This window comes from Bradyrhizobium arachidis, from assembly GCF_024758505.1.
GTDB classification, from domain to species: domain Bacteria; phylum Pseudomonadota; class Alphaproteobacteria; order Rhizobiales; family Xanthobacteraceae; genus Bradyrhizobium; species Bradyrhizobium manausense_C.
Window position 1 is genome coordinate 7,609,306 of sequence record NZ_CP077970.1, and the last position, 18,367, is coordinate 7,627,672.

Here is an 18,367-nt window from a genome sequence, read left to right on the forward strand (position 1 = left end):
AAATACTAAAATACACAAGAAGATTGATTGTTGAAATCCAACCATCGTTGGATGAAAAACGTGGCGACACGCCCATGCTCGATATTGACGGCCACCGACTTGATTTCCTGACGGTTAATGAGAGTTGTTACAGCTCGTGTCTCGAAGAGCGCGATCTGAAAATGCCGCCGGTTCGGCACGTGTTGCTACTCGCATCGCAGTATGCGCTTGCTTACAGAGGCCTCCGCTGCTTTCACGCAGCAGGCTTTCGAGTGAGCGTCATGGGGACGAAACGGTCGAAACCGCTGTCAAGGTCCCGTTTCATCGAAGCCTTCGTTCTGGCGAAAAATGAATTTGTAGCAACAACTTCCGAACTGCTTGTTGGCGAGATCAATGACACTGTCGCACGTCTCGGCGTGGATATGGTCGCGGCTGCGGATACGCCCGCTCTTAAGGCACTGATTGCCAACAAGGCCGCCTTGGAGGCCAGGTGTTTTCCTTGTCCCGAAGCATCCCAGCATGGGATCTTGGACAACAAGGGCGCCTTCCGGGCCTTGTGCCAAGCTGAAGGCGTTCGGATCCCCCGCGGGTTCGTCGTCGAAGACGCCGGATCGATCGTCCCGGAAATCGAAAATTGTCAGATGGAATGGCCTGTGATGCTGAAGCCTCTTGCGATGGAGGGAGGCCGCGGCGTGGTTAGGGTCGAGAAAGGCAAGATCAACAGCGCGCTGGAATCCCTGGCCTACGGGACCGTACTGGTTGAGGAATTTGTCCCGGGCACAGATGTCGGAATTAGCGTGTACTGCGAAGCGGGCGAAATCAAAGCGTCGGTTTGTCATCGCCTGGAAGCAGGAATTTACAGGGTCTTGCCGATTCCAGAATTGGAAAACGCGGTAAGCCGAATATTGAAAAAATTGAACTGTAGTGGAATCTACAATTTCGATGCAAGACTTGAGGAAGACGGCAGGACTTTCTTGCTGGAATGCAACCCGAGATTCTACAATAAAATGTGTCTGACTTTACTGGCTGGGCTGAATCTGCCGGAGTTTGCCGTGTCAGCGCAGCATCTGCCGGGGACGCCGGCAAGGACTGTAGCCTACACGCCCGATGCGATTGTCTCTGCCGTGTTGACCTCCGGACGCATTCCACGCGGAGCCGCGGCCGACGCAAAATTCTGGATGAGCGATCCGGTGATGCTTTTGTATGAGATGCTTCGCATACCGGAAGAGCTGCGATCAGACACGTCAGGGTACGCCGTTTTCCTCGTAAGCCGGGCGGCCGCACTTTTGCGCAGGTCGCGCAATTCGACGAATTCCCCGACTAAACTCGGCCAATGGTGAGCGCACATCAGTTCCAAAGCGCGACTCGATAGTTTGGACGCGAGGCCAAGGCGAGCAGTTCGCGACCGAAGCTCGGGAGGCCGAGCCAGCAACTTCCTGACGCCACGATCCTCCGTTCGCCCTGTCTGGCTTGGGGGCGCACGGCCGATCGCCGAACAAGTGTCAGATGAAGCTGAAGTCGGCCGCATGAAGGTTCGACAACGCGACGTTGTTCAAGGTCAGAACGTCCGCCTTGTCGACGGTAATGACCACGTTGGCTCCCACCTGACGGGCGTCGGCTAACAGGTGGGCGAAGTCCGGCACCATCTCGTGGCTGAAGGCGATGTGGTCACCCTGCGTTATGGCGGTGCCTGGAGTGAAGTCGTAGATCACCTCCTTACCGAAGCCCGCATTGAAGACGAAAGTGTCTGAGCCGGCACCGCCGGTCAGTTTGTCCCCGCTACGGCCGATGAGCACGTCGGCGCCCGCTCCGCCATTCAGAGCCTGGCTGACCTGGTTAGAGTAGAGGGTAACGCCAGGAGCGCTCGCTGTATTGCCGGCTGCGTCGGTCGCGGTCTGTGTCAGGCTGTGTACGGCCGACTTCGACAGCTGGCTTGTCAAGCTCCACGAGCCGGCCGAGGAGAACGTCGTCCCTATCAGCTTGCCGTTGTCGTACACTGAAACGCTCGAATCGGTTGTGCTGATGCCGCTGATCGTGACTGAGTTCGAACCGGTCTGCACCACGTTAACGACACCCGGGACCGGCGCAACGGTATCGACCGTGAAGTCGAGAGGGGCGCTGGCCGTGCTCGTTTGGCCGGGGCCGGATCCATTCGAGGCGACGGCCGTCACGTGGTGAGAACCGTCCGCCAATGCGCCCAGGACAAAGCTCCAGCCTCCGTTGGCATCCGCAGCGATCGAACCCAAGGCGAGTGAATTGTCATAAACTGTCACCACGACGCCAGCCTCGGCAGTCCCGGTGATCGCGTGTTGCGCCGTGTTGTGCGCCGCGTTGACGTATCCGTTCACGATGCTGGGATCAGTCAGCGCCTGGGGCGCCGCCGGCGGAGTGGGCTGTATCGTGCTAGATTGCTCGATCTCGATGATGATCGGATCGGCCGACAAGCCAACCGTGACGCTGCTAGCGTTCGAAACGGTCTGAATGGCGGTAGTCCCTTTAATGGGGTCGAAAATCTTGATGCTTGAAGCCGCACTGGGCAAACTGATCGTCACTTCCGATGTTGGCGGCGTCACGACGCTGGTGCCGTTGTAAAGTGTGGCATTGCCATTCCAGAGAACGATATCGAAGGCACCGCTCGACTTTTCCAGCAGCATCGACGACGCGGTGCTCGGCAAACCGGTTATGTTGTAGGCAAGAGTTCCGGGTGATGTGAGTGGCGTACCCTTGTCTTGGAGGATATGCGTCAGGTTGCTAATGTCTACCGCGGCCGGCTTCGGGGTCCCGTCGGCGTTGAATAGGCCGAAGTGCTGTTCTTGGGCACTCGACGCGTTAGGCTCGTCCATCAGCTCATACAGGAACGTGATGGCGGCGCCCGCCTTGTATCCATCCAACAGCGCGTTGGTGTCGATGATGCCCTGGGTGTAGGCATCAGCCACGCCTCCGCCCCAGGTCGACGTGTTAAAACCCGAACTGGAGACGCCGGTTTCGGTGATGTAGACAGGTTTGTCGGGGGCGGACGCCCGAGCGGCTGCGACCCAGGCATTGATACCATCCTGCAATTGCTGGCCGATGCCTCCATAGACATGGACGTTCGAAGCGTCCCCAGATGTCCCAAGGGACGGGATCGCCATTGTGCTGCACTCGGAGGCAGCGATCACGCTGACGCCGGCCATCAGCGGGTCGGCTCGCACGGCCGCCAGCAACGCGGCGGTGTCCGCCAGGCCCCAGCTCAGATTTCCCTTGGAGGAAATTCCGTTGAGATAGTAGGTGTTGGTCGTGTATTCATTCGACCCTTCCAGCGCAATGATGCTGCCGGGCACGGCCATTGCGAGAGCATCTGCGCGCAAAACGTCGGTGACCGCATTCACCTGGCTCGCCTGATCCGCGTAAAAGGAATTTGACTCGAGAAGAACAAAACGGACTCCGGTCTCGGCCAGCGCGATATAAGTCGAAAGCGCATTGGCGGGCGGGATGCCGTCACGGACATTCGAAATCCCAAGATAGGATAACTCGCTCAGGACGTGAGTCGGATCGTACGTCGCAAGGTGGGCGGCAACACCAATCGAATTGATAAAGCTCGCCGTGCTCGTTGCGGAATTGATCGCATAACCCGCAGTGGAAGTTGAACTGGACACCTTTGGCGCTCCTCAAACTGGACGCGCGCACTGTAGGTGGCAGAAGCGGATTTCGGTTTAAGGAAACCGAGCGCTCTTTAATCGATGTGCTTAATTTGACGTTTAACAACCATTCGCCCACGACTGCTCGATTTGCTCCCTGCCCGGGCGCACCGCTCCTTAATGAAATCGAAAGGCAGTAGGAGCTGTCGGTAACCTTGCCCCAGTCTTAATGCAGTGAGCAGCGCAGAGCAGCCAACCGCGGGCTCGAGATGTTTACGGGCGGCCGTCCGCGCTATCGATGGAGCACTGGAGGATTCGTTTTTGGTCTTCTGCATTGCTTCGAGCCGCGGCGACGGCTTCTTGCGAGAAAGAACCATGAGCTCCCAAGAGATCCAAATAGAGTTGCTTTGTCCGCTCAGCCATTGATTTGGCCGTGTAGTGCGTCCTAAACCGTCGATGGGCGTTTTGAGCGAAGCTTCGCAATTCTTCAGTGCTGGTGGCACGTATCGCATTCGCGATATCCAACGGTCGCAAGCTCCTCAGCAGCCGTCCGGTCGCTCCATCCTCGACAAGCTCCGGAAGCCCTCCTACTGACGAGGAGAAGATCGGAAGGCCCGCTCGCATCGCTTCGATCGCGATCATGGGCGACCCCTCCCAGCGAGAAGGCATCAGGAGCAGATCAGCCGTCGCCAGACTCTCTTCGACCTGCGACCGAGTTCTCCAACCGAGGAGCTCGACATTCTCTGGGACTTCTAGAGCGGTCGTGACATCGGTAACGAAGTCACCCACCGCAAAGCCCTGAGCCAAGTTGCCAAGCTCGGACATGACACCGAGAAATACGTCAAATCCCTTCTGTCGATCGAAACGACCTACGAAGAGAATTTTCATTGGCCTCCGAAGGCCCAGTGCTGAGTTCGCTGGTGGTGTCGTCTCATCCGCGATTCCATTTAGAATCACAGTACATTTCGAAACAGCAATGCCGGCCGAAACAGCCGCGTCGCGTTCGGAGGACGATACGCAAACAACACCATCGCATAGGCGTGACAACGCCGCCTCGAGCCACGCATATAACCGGTTTGCCTTTGAATCCCGCAAGAACGCCCAACCATGGGGACAATAAACGACGGTTGGACGGCGCTTCCGCAAGAACGCAACCGGACGCACGAGAAGTCCAGCAAAGGTGGAATGGATATGAACGATATCGGGCTCGAAGCGTTGAATCAACGCGCTCGCGACAAAGAGGAATCTGATCATAGACCGCATCGATCGTCCAACGTATGGATACGACTTGATCACGAGCTTTGGATGAGCCAGCTTTGATAGACCCGCGTCATTTACGTCGGGACCGAAGACCACGATTTGAGAAATTGCAGGATCCTTGATCTGCTCGGCGATTAATTCCTGCAAATGCGCAAGCACCCCTCCCATCGGCGCCTCGGTGAAGTGCGCGACCCTTAGGTTGAGATTGTCTGTTTTCGACGTCACCTTGATCGCCCTTTCGCCTGTTTCATCCTGAGAAGGTCTCGCGCAATAACAAAAAATGCAGGGAGTATCAGAAAGGCAAACAGGCCGAAGCTATTGCCCCAGAACAACCCAGATCCACCCCACGCCCCTGCCAAAATGACTTTAGCCAAAAAACAGCATACTCCCGATAAGCTCGCCAGTTTCACCTGCACAGGCAGTAGGGACGGTACGCTCATTAGTGACGTGAGCACCGCGTTTACGGCGAAAACCGGAATCCAGATCGCAACGCCGACGATCAGGTCATTTGGAAGCGATATCGCGCCACGCGTCCAAAGACGCGTGACATCGTCTCCAAAGAGGACAATCATCATCGAGACAGAACCCGCTATGAGCAAGGCCAGTGCAAAGGCGGAGATCAGAATTCCGCCTGCGCTACGGGCGTTTTGTTCCGCCGTTGCGGCTCGGAACTGAGGCCAGAATGGAGTGAGGCCAATCGAAAGTAACGTCTGGACCGCAATCGCCATCTTCTGCGCAACTCCAAATCGAGCCGCCTGCTCCGCATCAAGAAGGTGAAGCGCCAAGACAGAATCGAAGGAAAAGCTGATAGCACTGATCGCGTTTACGAGCAGGAACGGAGAGCCTGATTTCAGTACAGCTGCAAGCTTCCCGGCACTTGCCAGCGAAAGACTTGGTTTCAGATCAGGGTACCGCCGAAACAATTGAGCGCCATTTAGACAATGCACGAGTAGCGGCACGGCGCAAAACGAGGCTACCACAGCGACGATGCCTGCATTGAACCAGAGACTGACAATGATCGCGCAAAATATACCTAGAGAGGCGAAGGCATCCCAAAGGCTTTGAATCGCGGTTTCACCGAGGCCAAGTCGGATTTTCCAAATCAGGCTCAGCGGCGCCACGATGCAAAGTGTCAGACACGTCACAAAGAACGCGCTCCAGGTTCCAGCTCCTCGAAAATGAATGAAGCCATTCTCCGTCCCACTTGAGAAGAACGTCAGACATACCACCGTCGCACTCGCGAGCGAGAACAATGAAAGGACCACGAACGCATTCGAAACATATGTTCGCGCGCTAGCGGAAACTCCCTTCGAGACCGCGATGTGATTGACCAGATTCGATCCTATTCCCAAATCGATGAAAGCAAAGGCTCCCATCAAGGAACTCGCGGCGAGCCACACGGCGAATTGCTCGGAGCCCAGGTGACTGAGCAAAATCGGCACCAGAGCCAGCGTCGATCCCATCTGAATGAGCCGAGCCGCCAAAGCAGTCGCGGCACCAAACAATGGGCGCGACCGCAAATTGCTCCAGACCTCCACGGGCCGGTTCACGGGAGCTGCAACCGAATGCAAGGCCATAATACGATCACGGTTCCCAGCCCGCTCATCCGGATCGTGTTCCCACCGCGCGTCGGCCACTTTGTCTCGAATCCCCTACGAAGTCGGTTGCTGTGATACGCTGGTGCCACGCCATTCCCTGTCGATATGCCGATCAGCCGCGCGAGGGCGCGAGATAGGTCTGGCTTGGAATTCGTCGCGCGGATGGTTGGAGGACACCACCAGCAATTTGTCTCACTCGCGCGCTGAAAGAGGCGCCGGCGCCCAGGACGATCCAGATCATGGGGGTTCGAAATGTATCCGTGGTAAGCGCGGTTACGAGAACGTCGGCACAGCTCATGATAATCGGGTATGCGACCACCGGCACACGCCGACCCGAACTCGCGTAGTTCAGCCCCGCACGGCGCACCGAAACCATAAGTGCGATCCAGATTGCCAGCCATCCGAAAAGGCCGATCAAGCCAAGCTCGGCAGCGAGCCTGGTGTAAAGCGAGTAAGTGTTAGGCCAGGGCGCGTCAGTAAACGCGAGGGAAGATTTGACCTCCGAACTGATGTAGCCCCAGTCAGGCATATATGAGGCGGCATTGAAGGCAAACTGACCCAGCCCAACTCCCAGTATCGGGTTCGCCGAGAAAATTCTGATAGACGTAACTTGATAGGCCAAACGCGAGAGATCGGAAACAGAAGTCCCGACGATGGTATCGCGAATGATCTCGTCGAAGCTCGCCGCGTAGAAGACGATCTCCGCAATCATTGCAACCAGCAGTAATCCGGCAATCAACGCCGTCGACTTTGGTACACGTCCATCAGGGGGCAGGAACAGAAATCTCAGTAGACCGAACGCAACTACGTTGGTTGCCAAGAGCAGCCATCCCGTCCGGGCCTGAGCACCAATGATCAAGACTGTAAAAGCCAAGAGCAAAGCAATATGGAGTGCCTTCCTGATGCCCCGGGTCATGAAGACAGCAGCGAAAAGCCATGGCCATGCAAGTCCGGCAAAATTCCCGAACGATGGAGGCTCGAACGAAACGGTTCGAAGGCGTTTATCCCATCCTTCGACAAATCTCAGATTCAGGGCGCCATCCCACGCTTGAACACTATGGTCCGAACCCGCGTGGAGAAACGAATTCAGAGTTTGATAGAATGGAAAACTGACTCCGGCTCGATCGAGAGCCTCGAGCGAGCCGAAGCCGACACACAGTGCCGCGCTAATACAAATGGGCAGTATGAGGCAGGTATACCATCGCCCCGGAACGACTGCACGGGTCAACAATGCGAGTGCCAAGCCGTAGATTACCACGGTCGCGGAAGTGGCCAATTTCACAACCCCATCGCGATCATGAAACCTCGCGGCGCTGATGTCAGTCGCATTCCAGAGGGCTGAAATCGCTGTAACGGCTACGATGGCCGCGCCGGTTCGCCAGATAAAGCTCGCGCCTGGCGGCGCGCCAAGATCACCAGCTACGGTAGCGCCAGCAGCGTTGATTCCATACAGCCCCATGGCCAACGCAAAGAAATAGAAAGAACTCTCGTCCCCGAGCTCTCCGAAAGCTTTGAAACCCGCGATCGCGTCGAAGGGAATCGCAATCACGGCCATCGCAAATACCGGGGCAATCAGTCTAACGCGCATGACGAAGTCCGCCGGCTTCGATCTGGTCACCAACGACGATTGCAGGGTAGTTGCTGAGAACGACGGCCTTTCCGGCTATCGTGACGACGGTGTTTCGAGTGGGGTCGTCTGACCTAAGCCAAGCAACGATCCGATTCGCCCCCCCTTCCTCGAACAACAGAACTTGTACCTGAGGGTCCACAGACTCCAATCGGCGAACGAACCTCATGCTCGTCAATCGCCGAACCAATCCGTCATCCGGCTCAACCTTGAAAATACCCTGCGCCGTCTGAAGTCCGAAATGAGACTCTGGATTGGCGGGCTCGTCCCTCGAGTCCTTCCATTCGTACCAGACCGTTGCCCGAACGCCGCTGGCGACGTTCGCAAGATACGCGCGAGCCAAATATGCTCGCTGGGTTGCACGGCCGACCGCCGACGTGGGATATCCCCATTCAGTGCACAGCATGGGCACGTCACGCCATCGATCGGACAGGCGCTCAAGCAGTGCGCGACTGGCCAGGTTCTCAGTTTCCACGCTCTCCGGATCCGGCCGCTGTCCGCGGCTTATGCGATAACTATGCATACTCAAGCCATCAAGACACCCTGCCGCCTCGGTCTTCGCCAGGGCCCCATAGAGTGAGGGCGCCCGGACCGGCAGGCTGGCAGTCGCCGGCGCAAGCACCATTGCCTTGGGAGCAGCCATCTTGATTGCGCTGCAAGTCATTGCGGCGAGTTGCGCATAAGCATCTGGCTTTGGTTTGGGCGGCCAGAATATTGGCAAGTCCGGTTCATTCCAGACCTCCCACGTAACTGACTCGTCAGCGTACCGCTTCGCGGCTGCGGCAGCGAAGCGGCTAAAGGCCGCCATGGCAGCCTCACTCTCTGGTGGTGCCGCAACTTTCCTTTCTCGCACGCCCGGATCTGCCGGCAATTCCAGCCAGCGGCTATAAAGATGGTTTCCGGTAGCTAGAATCACGACGGAGGAAAGACCCGAATGTCTGACCTTCTCAAAAAACGCGTCCGTCGCTGCCCAGTCGAATTCTCCTGGATTTTTCTCGATCGCTTCCCACGACATACCCCATCGTACAAAGCTGAAGCCAAAATTCCGGATACGTTCCAGGTCAGCAGCGTCAATCTGCCATACCTGCACGTGAACACCCAAGCCGGAGGGGAGGCCTTCGGCCATCGCACCCCGATTCGGTGCCGCCAACTCAACGAGCAGCAGAAGAAGCTGTGCCAGCAGCCGTCTGCCTCTACGCAACGGCTTCCTGCGTGGGGTGAATCGGCTTTTGTAAGGAGCTTCGACCATCGTCTGACGCTCGGCTAGCGACGAATGCTGACAACTTCAAACGATCGACATCCAACCACTGTCTGTGCGCATCAAGCCGCGGTCAACCAACTCGCGACTCGAGCTGTAACGGACGCTTTCGGCGTCTATGAGCGACAGGTTTGGATTTGCTGCCAGGAGTTCACCGTAGCGGCGGTACTCAATTGAGCCGCCGTAGTGTTCTCCGTGCGCAAGGGAGTCCTCTATGCGCTTGCCGAAATCTTGGAAGTACTTGAAGTGTAACAGAGCGCCCGTGACCGGCGACAGTCTAACCGCGTTAAGCCTGTGACTGTTTACATATCCATTTCCCTTCCGCCATTTGACGAGCGGCACCTTATATGCCTGCGTTGCCACGACCGGAGCTATCTGCTTGTGCAAAAATCCGGCCTTGTGAGCGACGGATAAGGCCCGCCTGGCCAATTTTGGCTTGAGACGCGGCCATAGTGCCGGTGTATTCTGATCTCCGAAACAAAGGCGCAGACGCGGCCCACCGATGTGCTCGAAGGGTGGGAAGGCAGACGGGAAACCGTATCGGCGCACCACAACATAGCTGCTGTCGTGGTAAGAGCATGTCGCTCTAAAGTCTTCTCCTTGCCGATAGTTGACCTCGCGAATTGGAAGCGAGCTGTACATGTCGAGGAGCAGAGCGTACACGGCCTCATGACCGGACTGATCCAGCCAATTGCAGAATTGCTGCAGCTCCGTATTTTCGCAACCGGGATAGACAAACAGCTCGTCGGTGTCCGCCAGAATAATCCAATGCGATACGCCGTAAGTATCCAGAAGGGAGTTCAGCCAATAGACACCGGCGCGGCTCTTCCCGTATGATCCTTCCGTGTAAAACACGTGACAATCTGGTTGATCGAGGACGAACTGCCCTGAGCCATCCTTGGAGCCATTATCGATTATAAAGAAACGGGATACGCCGAGTTGGCGATAATAGTTGAGAAAGTAGGGTAGGCGTAACATTTCATCGCGCAGCACCGCGAAGACACGGATTTCACTCTTATTGTCGGGTATGTTTCTTCGGTCTTGCCGAACGAGTTCAGGATGGAGCGTATTCATATGATCTCGTGAAAATCGTTAGCTGTGGGGCTGAGGAACCGCTAGGCAAATCATCTGCTGTTCCAGTTGTGATCGTACAAGCGCCACCCGACCGTTGAGCGCGCGCACAGTGTGAAGGCGAGAATGCCGGGGCCCGTCAGGGAGTATATTCGACATCAATAGAGCTTTCAGCTACTCGCTCCGCGTTGCCTATCCCGCCCCGCCGGTGGTTGTCCATACGTAGATCAAAGTGCATCCATTTAATTATTAATGCTGGCGCACTGGAGATGCTACTCGGCGAGTGCACAACCACACGAACGGATTGAAGCTCGGCTCCGAGTTTCGTGTCCGACCGCTTGCCCCTTCTCACCGCCAAAATCTCTCGTCCAGCTCAACCCCAGGTATACGCACCTTCGCCCCGTCGCGCGCCAATCTCTTGGCAAAGATTTCGCGCGATACGATATCCACTTGCTTCAGGTTCTCTAACAAGCGCTCGCGCTCAACCCAGCCTACACCGGTCAAATTGATCGCGGCTTCCTCGACGAAGCCGCTATTGATGAGAGCCGCAAATTCAGAGACCACTTCTTGTTGAACAGATTTGCTTAGCATCGAGAAGATCGCAAGCGACAACTGATTGCGTCGAAGCCCGACCCAGCCCTCGTTCGGTCCAGACGCATAGGACCGATCTAGATAGCGTATATTCTCTGGGTCGAATCCGTTGCGCCTCGTCACTACCGAATAGAGCATCAGCCAAAGATACGAGTCGGTTGGTTTTACCTCGAGGGCCGACCGCAACGCGCCCTCGGCCGCTTGCATTTCGCGATCAGCCTCATCCGGGCTCTTTCGCTGCATCGCATTCTCGGCAGCTTGCAGCGTTACCAGCGCCAGTGCGTATCGTAACTCAGGTTGCAGGATAGCCGGTTGCTGCTGGGCTTTCATGCGGACCAGCATGTCTGCCAAAATACCAGGCCTGAACCGGCCATCGGCCATGATGTGTAGTGACACTTTACGGACGGGTGCCATCAACCAGAAGGATGGCAGGACAACCAACGCCCAAAGCGTACCGAAGAGCGCCACGAACAGCAGTATCGCGCGCACGAACGCCTTCCGCACCGGGCGACCGTTATTCCACGTACCCATACTTTGCGTAGTATTTCTGGTAATAATGGCGGCCATGATAGGCTTCATAGCGCGAAAGCAGCCTCGTCTCGGCCTTGTTCAGCACGGCTCCAAGCAGCTTGCTGTGGATCTCCGGCGCTCCGCGCAGATTGTGTCGTGCCACATCAGTCTTTGTCTTGCCCCACTCGACCACAAACAGAAACGAATCGACGAAGGACGAGGTGACACGCACGTCCACCACTGGCGCCATCGGCGGCATGTCTAGCACCACGTAGTCGAATTTCGAGCGCAACAACGCGACAAGATTGTGCATCGCTTTGGATGCGAGGATCTCGTTGGTGTGCAGGAGCTTCGAGTTCGCCGCTATCGGCAATACGGAGAGCTTGGTCTCAGGGTCGACGACTAACGTGTCTTCCAGCCCTGCCCTGAGCGCGATCACATCGACCAAGCCGACCTGCGCGTCCGGCACCAGCGCGCGCGACAACGACGGGTTGCGCAGGTCAGTATCGACCAAGATTACCCGGGCACCACCATGGGCCATAAGCTGGGCGAGATTGACGGAAAGCGTGCTCTTTCCTTCATTGGGAAGGGTCGAGGTGACCGCCAGCACACGGTTCTCCCGCACGACCGAGTTGAGATCCATCGCCACCTTAAGAGTGCGTATAGCCTCGGAATAGCGGGACAGCGGATTTTCGACCACGTAGCGCAGGAGGTCCGGATTGGAGTTGCCCGGGTTGTTGGCAAACCTGTCCGCAAGCGAGCCGGGAAGAAGCGATCGCGACCGTGCGGCGGGGCCGCCCACAGCGGGGAGGATCGCGAGGCAATTCGTACCGAGGATTTCCTCCACCTGCTCGGTAGTCCGGAACACGTTGTCCGTGAGCTCGCGAGCCATCGCCACGCCGAAGCTCAGCAGCAGTCCTCCCAATAGCCCCGCCGCCAGAACGACCAGCGACTTCGGGTAGCTCTTTTTCAGCGGCATCGTCGCTGCGCTGATAATGCGCGCCTCAGTGATCGGGAAGGACTGCTGCTGCACCGATTCCATGTAGCGCTGCAGAAAATTGTCGTACATCGCTTGGTATGACTGGGCGGTACTCTCGAGCTCGCGCAACTGGATCTGCGCCTGATTGGTGAGCTGTGCTTCCGAGACGGCCGCGTTCAGGCTGGTTTTGATGCTCTCCTCGCGGGTGAGTGCGATATCATAGTCGCTCTTGTAGGATTCCTGGATGCGCTTGAGCTCGTCCGTAATGTTCTTTCTGATCTCGTCCATTTGCCGGCGAAGGTTAACAGCGGCGAGATGATCGTGCCCATATTTCGTCGACCAAATGGACTCCTTCGACGCCATATCGACATATTGGGCGCGCAACTTGACGATGGTCTCGTTCTTCAGCGCGTCGGCAACAGAGGCATCCGGTATCTCCTGCCTGAGGATGCTATTCATGCGATCGAGCCGCGCCTTGGCTTCGGCGGTCGCTGCATGCGCCAGCACCAGCTGGCTGTTCACTTCAGCAAGCTGCTGTTCATTCATCAGCCGCCCGCCAGTATTGACGATGTTGTTCGCGCTCTTGAAATCAACCACCGCCCTCTGCGCTGTCGAGGCTTGGGTGCGCAGCTCCTTGATGCGGTCCTGCAGCCAGACGCTGGCGCGGCGGGTCGCCTGGTACTTCGCCTCAAGCTGGTCGACGATATAGGCGTCCGCGATGGCATTGGCGATCTTCGCCGCTTTCGCCGGATCGCGCGAGGTGAAGCCGATCTCCATCACATAGGTCGTGCCAAGGCGCTTGATAACGCGATTGCTGGCGAACTGCTCGAGCGCCTTTCGCGTCAATTCGAATTCGGAAAGTGGGCTGCTTGAGGAAAACAGCCCGGCAATAGCACCAAGCAGGGCGCCACCGGTGCCGGTGAACTCGGGGTCATCGATCAGGTGAAGGTCGCGGATGACGGTAAGGCTGATGTTTTCAGATTTAAGGATTTCAACCTGTGTTTCCACGGTGGAGGAATCGATCGCGACGTCCCCGAGCACCGACTGTTGCTGGAACAACTGCACCTTGCGCGTGTCGATCACCATCGACGCTGTCGAGGTGTATTGTGGGGCGGCGGTAAAGAGATATAGCAGCGCAACGATCAGGCAGGCCGCCAGGATGGCGATCATCGTCGGGAACTGTCGGCGAATAATGGCGAGGTAGGAGGCCGGCGACTGCGACTGAGAGCTTTGCATCTCAACGAATTCGCTGTTGATCTCCGAGGCCGGCTTGTTCACCTGCAACATCTATCGATTCCTGAAAATCAGTCCGCGAATGCTTTCAAGGATTGTAAATTTGCAACAGAGCCCTAGCGCTCCACGCGCATCCCCTGCCAGCGCCCAAATAGCGATAGCACAGCACTCGCTGGAATTGAACGCCGGCGCGGGGCGCAAGCGCAGCACCCACGCATCATTTTGCGTGAACCTTAACGGCACGAAAGCAAGCGGCGCCCAATGGCGCCGCTCTCGAGACCGAGTGAGGCAACTCAGATGCTTGCCTCAGCGAGGACTCACGCTATTCGTGGCGCTTGCAACCGAACCGCTAGGCGTGCTGGTAGCGGAGTTTGGTCTCGCGGAGTTGCCGAAAGTCGTCGCTCCGCTAGCGTTGCCGCCAGTGGCAAATCCGCCGGTCCCCGTGGGACCACCTGCCCCGGTGCCACCACCGCCGGCACCACCGCCGGCTGCGGCGATAGCCACGTCGCCCGTTGCGGCCTGATAAGCGGCGATCACGTCAGCGTTGCCGCTCGCAGCAATAGCGGTCTGGATCTCGTTTCCGTAGGCTTGGTCCTGCTGCGCGGCCATGCGCGCCACCAGAGCAAGCCCGGCAACAATCGCCCGCATCTGGTCCTTGGTGGTTCCGGAGTTTTTGAGCAGCCCAATCAACCCATCCAATGTCGTTGGATCGGAAGCTCCGAGATCCCGCACGCGCGAGATCATCTGCGCGCCCCCGTCTGGAAATTGCTGCAGCAGGCTCGTGGGCGATGACTTGAAGCCAGATATCACCTGGGAGGAAAGCTGGCGGTTCGGCGGGTAAATGGCCGCACTGGCGGCCGAGACAATCGTTAGGGCAACCGCCGCCGCGGAAGCCATCCGCAGCGCAAATCGCATGACGCTCATACATACCTCCTGAAATCAATTGGCCCGATCCGCGGGCAAGTAATGTGCGATGCGGAACAGTAACGAAACAACCGAGAGCTGTCCACTTAATCTAAAGACTTCGTTAACCAGCAACTGCTTCAGAAATAGACAGTTTTGTGCATTTCCGGACTGCGATGGCCCGCCTTGGCGGCAATCTCAGGGCGCGTATTCTTCCGTCCCGCGGGCACGGCGAGCTGTCGATCGGACTGGCTCGCTTGTGCGGAAGGACTGCACCAGCCCGGCGCCAAAAAGCGCAAAGAATGGAATGGAGTAGCCGGGGACCTGAAGTGTGAAATCAAGACACGAATGCAGGAGCGAGAGGCTGGCGGTCGCCGCCCCCGCAAGCGGGATAATGGCGTCGCGCCGTCTTCCAAAGACGCCCTTCGCCAATACGATGAACATGACGATCCAAGCGAACGCGACCAAAAGCGCCAGAGGGACACCGACCTCGGATGCGAGCTCTAGAGGGGTCGAATGAGCCGCATCCCAGATGCCGCGAATCGAGATGTTGGGGCTGCGATAGGGCGGAAAGGCCCATTGGAAGGTGCCCATCCCGGTGCCGAACCAGGGGTTGTCGGCGATGATGCGGAGCGTCGATTTCCAGGCCTCCACCCGCCCTTCATCCACGAGCCCCTGGCTGTCGAAGCGGCTGGAGACGCGCCCGCCCAGCAGCTGCATAAGCCCGAGCGCGACGACGATGCCCGAGCCGAGCGAGATCCAGATGCCGGTCCTCGGCGGCAGGTCCTTGCGCAGGAAGACTGTGAACGAGACGATCATGGCGAGCAGCGACAGCGCGACGCCGGCGCGCGAGCCGGTCATGAACATCGCCATCAGGCAGATCAGGAGCGCTACGAGTTGCGGCAGGGTCTCGCGCGGCGGAATGTCGGAGAGATCGCGCGAGAGGCGCTTCCATTCGATGTGCCGCTCCGGCATCCGACGGCGCACGTCCTCCAGGATCAAGAGGATCCAGATCACCGCGCAGGAGCCGAAATAGGCCGCTGCCGTGTTGCGGTTGATGAAGGTGCCGGTGACGCTGCCGAGATAAGCGGTCTTGTCGCGCCACAGGATCATGGTCGGTTCGATCAGGAACGAGGCGACGCCATAGAACGCATAGAGGCTGCCCGAGACCGCGATCACCCACAGCATCCACCGCGCCCGCTCCCGCGCGGCACCGACGGTGATGCCCAACAGCATTGCGAGGATGTTTGCCAGCGGCGCGCCGAGCGCGAAGAACGCCTCGTTCTTCACGATAGATGCGGACGGGGCAATCGGCGTGCCCAGCAGATCCGAGGCCTGCTTCCAGATCGGGTGAAACGGCGCCAGGAACGGATGGTCGGAGAGCTGCTCATGCAGCACGAAGCCATAGCCGGCGACGATCACGCCGATGCCGGCGATCAGCCACAGATGCTGGGCGCGCAACTCGCGCGTCGGCGCGAACACTAGCGCGATCCCAAGGCACAGGCACCAGAACGCGTTCGACAGATCGTTGGTCGAGCCGAACGGAAGCGGCGCCGCGGCCACCACGAACAACAGGATGAAGGTGGCGGGCCAGCTCCAGGACCAGCGGATATCAGGAAGCCGAAGGCGCATCGTCGTTACCGGCACCGCCTCCGCCTAAAGGAAGCAATCGATGGGATAGATCTTCAAGTCCACGTTCAGACGGCTGTGTCGGGTTTGTGCCCGAAACGCAAAGAACGATCCCCGATCATCACTCCCCGGTTCGAGTTTTATTCCGGGCGTGAGCTCATCGGGCGGCACCAGCAGGCCGATGTGCCGGTTGATGCCTGATATCTCGACCTGCCCCTCCCCCTCGCCGAAGCGGCCGCCAAGCCGAGTGACCGTGACCTTGGGCAAGCCGCGCCGCTGATGGCAGACGTCTTCCTCCCACAGCTTGGTTTGCTGAACCAGCGGCTTGTCCGCTTTGTCAGGGACAACGAGATCCGGGAAGGAGGGGTGCAGCATTCCGAAGAACCGGCTCTCCATGGAGTTTGCCGACAGCCGGACCGTGAACGAAAGTTCGCCCTTGGCCCCACGCAAGCGCTGAAACATCGGCGCGTCAGGCTCGGCGGAGACCACCACGTCGATTCGATGGCGAACGCCGAGCTGCTGAGGTTGGCCGGCAGCCTTCCCGGGGAGCGCGGCCCCCGCGAGCAAAAGAGCCAGAAAACGCCAAGATGCTTGCCGTCCAAAGCGCATGAAGCCCTCGCAACACTGCGGGGGTGACCGATGACCGGCGCGCCTTGCTCAGTGATGCCTTGATCCATAGCCCGAACAGGGCCGCCCCGATTGCTAAACGAAAATGGCACCGGGACAAAGCCCCGGTGCCATCGTTTCTGGTGGATCAGCTTGGCCCCGCCTTACGGCGCCAACTTGATGTTGTTGCGGAAGATCAGCGCGTCGTTGGCAAGGTTCACGGCATCGCTGCCGGTCGCCATGATCACCCGCAGGTAGACCAGGAACTTGGCAACTTCGACGTTGCGCGAGTTCGAGACGTAGATGATGTCCTGGTTCTTCATCATGACCTTGGTGGCCAGGAAGAAGCCGCCCGGATCGCGGAAGTTCACGTTGAAGATGACCGGAATGGTCTCGGAGGTGTACTTGCTGACGTCGATGCCGAGCTGAGCAGCAACCTCACGCGGCTCGCGGCGATAGAGATACACCGAGGCCGGATCGGCTTGGCCATCCAGGAGACCACCAGCCTTGCCGACGGCTTCGCCGAGATTGATGCGCCAGGCATCGAAGTTGAACTCGCCGCTCTGCCCGCTCGCACCGAACGCCAGGAACTTCTGCTGCTCGCGATAGACATAGATGCTGTCGTCGGGCCGCACGTAGATGTTGTTCTCGGGCGCCATCACGAGATTCTCGAACGGCACCGTGGCGCGCCGACCGCCGCGCTCCAGCATGACCCAGGTCTCGAAGCCCTGGCCCTTGATGCCGCCGGCCCGGGTGATGGCGTCAAGCACCTTGTCCTTCGCACCCGCCGCGCTTGCCGGATAACGCGCCGGGCTGTTGACCTCGCCGAGTACGCTGATGAGCTGCGTCCGCTGCGAGGCCATCGCCACGACCGCCTGCGGCTCGATGGCGCGGTTGCTGATCTTTTCGACGATCGAGCGCTGGATCTGCACCGCCGTGAGGCCGGCGGCCTTGACCTGCCCGGCGTAAGGCACCGTGATGAAGCCGTCATTGTCGACGGCCTGATCGGGAATCGTGACGAAGTTGCCCGGACGGACGCCGGCTTCGGCCGGGATGAACAGACCGCCGGCGGCGGCTTCGAAGATGGTAACGCTGACGACGTCGCCGATGCCAAAGACGATGCTGGCCGGCGGCCGCTTGTCGGTAAAGGCCCCCGCGAGCCCCTTGGGTTCATGGGTGTGCAGGATTTTGACCGTGGCCGGGTTGATCGGCACCAGCTCGTAGGCCGGCGCGTTCTCGGTCTGGACCTTGTTGTTAACGTCGTCGGTCAGAGGCCCGGACCCTGGGTTGGTCGAGCAGGCGCCCAGCGCCAAGGCAACCAACAAGAATGCTGGTTTCAAAACATGAGTCTTGGCAATGGATTGCATGAATCGAGCCCGATGATCCCCAATTACACAAATTGGTACGGCCTAGCGGATGGTGCGGCAAGCTGCCCAGCCGATTTGGCAGGGTTAACGGCGCCGTATGTTGGTAAGTGTTGCCCCTCTGCAACTTAACGGAACCAAG

The 18,367-nt window shown here is 58.4% G+C and carries 13 protein-coding genes; 1 reads left to right on the top strand and 12 read right to left on the bottom strand.

Annotated features, from left to right (window positions below):
- Positions 1-74 precede the first annotated feature (74 nt).
- Positions 75-1,319, top strand: coding sequence for an ATP-grasp domain-containing protein (locus KUF59_RS35205; RefSeq protein ID WP_258767777.1), 1,245 nt, complete (start codon positions 75-77; stop codon positions 1,317-1,319).
- 162 nt (positions 1,320-1,481) lie between these two features.
- On the opposite strand, the gene KUF59_RS35210 is transcribed toward KUF59_RS35205, so the two are convergent.
- The 12 genes from KUF59_RS35210 to KUF59_RS35265 all read right to left on the bottom strand — a co-directional run bounded on the left by KUF59_RS35210 (position 1,482) and on the right by KUF59_RS35265 (position 18,228).
- Positions 1,482-3,614, bottom strand: a complete 2,133-nt coding sequence (locus KUF59_RS35210; protein WP_258767778.1) for an Ig-like domain-containing protein — start codon at positions 3,612-3,614, stop codon at positions 1,482-1,484.
- A gap of 255 nt (positions 3,615-3,869) precedes the next feature.
- Positions 3,870-5,081 carry a glycosyltransferase family 4 protein gene (locus KUF59_RS35215; protein ID WP_258767780.1) on the bottom strand — a complete coding sequence of 404 codons (1,212 nt, stop codon included), beginning with the start codon at positions 5,079-5,081 and terminating at the stop codon, positions 3,870-3,872.
- A complete protein-coding gene (locus tag KUF59_RS35220; RefSeq protein ID WP_258767781.1) occupies positions 5,078-6,493 on the bottom strand; it encodes a lipopolysaccharide biosynthesis protein in 1,416 nt (471 codons plus the stop codon). Before KUF59_RS35220 ends, KUF59_RS35215 begins: the two co-directional genes overlap by 4 nt.
- A gap of 73 nt (positions 6,494-6,566) precedes the next feature.
- Positions 6,567-8,042, bottom strand: a complete 1,476-nt coding sequence (locus tag KUF59_RS35225) for an O-antigen ligase family protein (RefSeq protein ID WP_258767782.1) — start codon at positions 8,040-8,042, stop codon at positions 6,567-6,569.
- The gene (locus tag KUF59_RS35230) at positions 8,032-9,330 is read right to left on the bottom strand and encodes a cellulase family glycosylhydrolase (RefSeq protein ID WP_258767783.1); all 1,299 of its coding nucleotides are present in this window, start codon (positions 9,328-9,330) and stop codon (positions 8,032-8,034) included. Before KUF59_RS35230 ends, KUF59_RS35225 begins: the two co-directional genes overlap by 11 nt.
- A 36-nt stretch (positions 9,331-9,366) precedes the next feature.
- A complete protein-coding gene (locus KUF59_RS35235) occupies positions 9,367-10,413 on the bottom strand; it encodes a glycosyltransferase family 2 protein (RefSeq protein WP_258767784.1) in 1,047 nt (348 codons plus the stop codon).
- Between the two features lie 345 nt (positions 10,414-10,758).
- Positions 10,759-11,568 carry a hypothetical protein gene (locus KUF59_RS35240; protein ID WP_212403941.1) on the bottom strand — a complete coding sequence of 270 codons (810 nt, stop codon included), beginning with the start codon at positions 11,566-11,568 and terminating at the stop codon, positions 10,759-10,761.
- On the bottom strand, positions 11,516-13,777 hold the full coding sequence (locus KUF59_RS35245) for an AAA family ATPase (RefSeq protein WP_258767785.1): 2,262 nt from the start codon (positions 13,775-13,777) through the stop codon (positions 11,516-11,518). Before KUF59_RS35245 ends, KUF59_RS35240 begins: the two co-directional genes overlap by 53 nt.
- 252 nt (positions 13,778-14,029) lie before the next feature.
- The gene (locus KUF59_RS35250; protein WP_258767786.1) at positions 14,030-14,647 is read right to left on the bottom strand and encodes a hypothetical protein; all 618 of its coding nucleotides are present in this window, start codon (positions 14,645-14,647) and stop codon (positions 14,030-14,032) included.
- 177 nt (positions 14,648-14,824) lie between these two features.
- Positions 14,825-16,258 carry an O-antigen ligase family protein gene (locus tag KUF59_RS35255; RefSeq protein ID WP_258767787.1) on the bottom strand — a complete coding sequence of 478 codons (1,434 nt, stop codon included), beginning with the start codon at positions 16,256-16,258 and terminating at the stop codon, positions 14,825-14,827.
- 24 nt (positions 16,259-16,282) lie between these two features.
- Positions 16,283-16,864: a hypothetical protein gene (locus tag KUF59_RS35260; protein ID WP_258767789.1), complete on the bottom strand. Its 582-nt coding sequence runs from the start codon at positions 16,862-16,864 to the stop codon at positions 16,283-16,285.
- Positions 16,865-17,025: 161 nt separating this feature from the next.
- Positions 17,026-18,228 (bottom strand): polysaccharide biosynthesis/export family protein, encoded by a 1,203-nt coding sequence (locus KUF59_RS35265; protein ID WP_258767790.1) that lies wholly within the window; start codon positions 18,226-18,228, stop codon positions 17,026-17,028.
- Positions 18,229-18,367 lie beyond the last annotated feature (139 nt).

Bases quoted from the DNA above. Each gene is read 5' to 3' on its own strand.
- KUF59_RS35205 (WP_258767777.1), top strand. From the start codon at position 75: ATGCTCGATATTGACGGCCACCGACTTGATTTCCTGACGGTTAATGAG.
- KUF59_RS35225 (WP_258767782.1), bottom strand. From the start codon at position 8,042: ATGCGCGTTAGACTGATTGCCCCGGTATTTGCGATGGCCGTGATTGCG.
- KUF59_RS35230 (WP_258767783.1), bottom strand. From the start codon at position 9,330: ATGGTCGAAGCTCCTTACAAAAGCCGATTCACCCCACGCAGGAAGCCG.
- KUF59_RS35235 (WP_258767784.1), bottom strand. From the start codon at position 10,413: ATGAATACGCTCCATCCTGAACTCGTTCGGCAAGACCGAAGAAACATA.
- KUF59_RS35240 (WP_212403941.1), bottom strand. From the start codon at position 11,568: ATGGCCGCCATTATTACCAGAAATACTACGCAAAGTATGGGTACGTGG.
- KUF59_RS35245 (WP_258767785.1), bottom strand. From the start codon at position 13,777: ATGTTGCAGGTGAACAAGCCGGCCTCGGAGATCAACAGCGAATTCGTT.
- KUF59_RS35250 (WP_258767786.1), bottom strand. From the start codon at position 14,647: ATGAGCGTCATGCGATTTGCGCTGCGGATGGCTTCCGCGGCGGCGGTT.
- KUF59_RS35255 (WP_258767787.1), bottom strand. From the start codon at position 16,258: ATGCGCCTTCGGCTTCCTGATATCCGCTGGTCCTGGAGCTGGCCCGCC.
- KUF59_RS35260 (WP_258767789.1), bottom strand. From the start codon at position 16,864: ATGCGCTTTGGACGGCAAGCATCTTGGCGTTTTCTGGCTCTTTTGCTC.
- KUF59_RS35265 (WP_258767790.1), bottom strand. From the start codon at position 18,228: ATGCAATCCATTGCCAAGACTCATGTTTTGAAACCAGCATTCTTGTTG.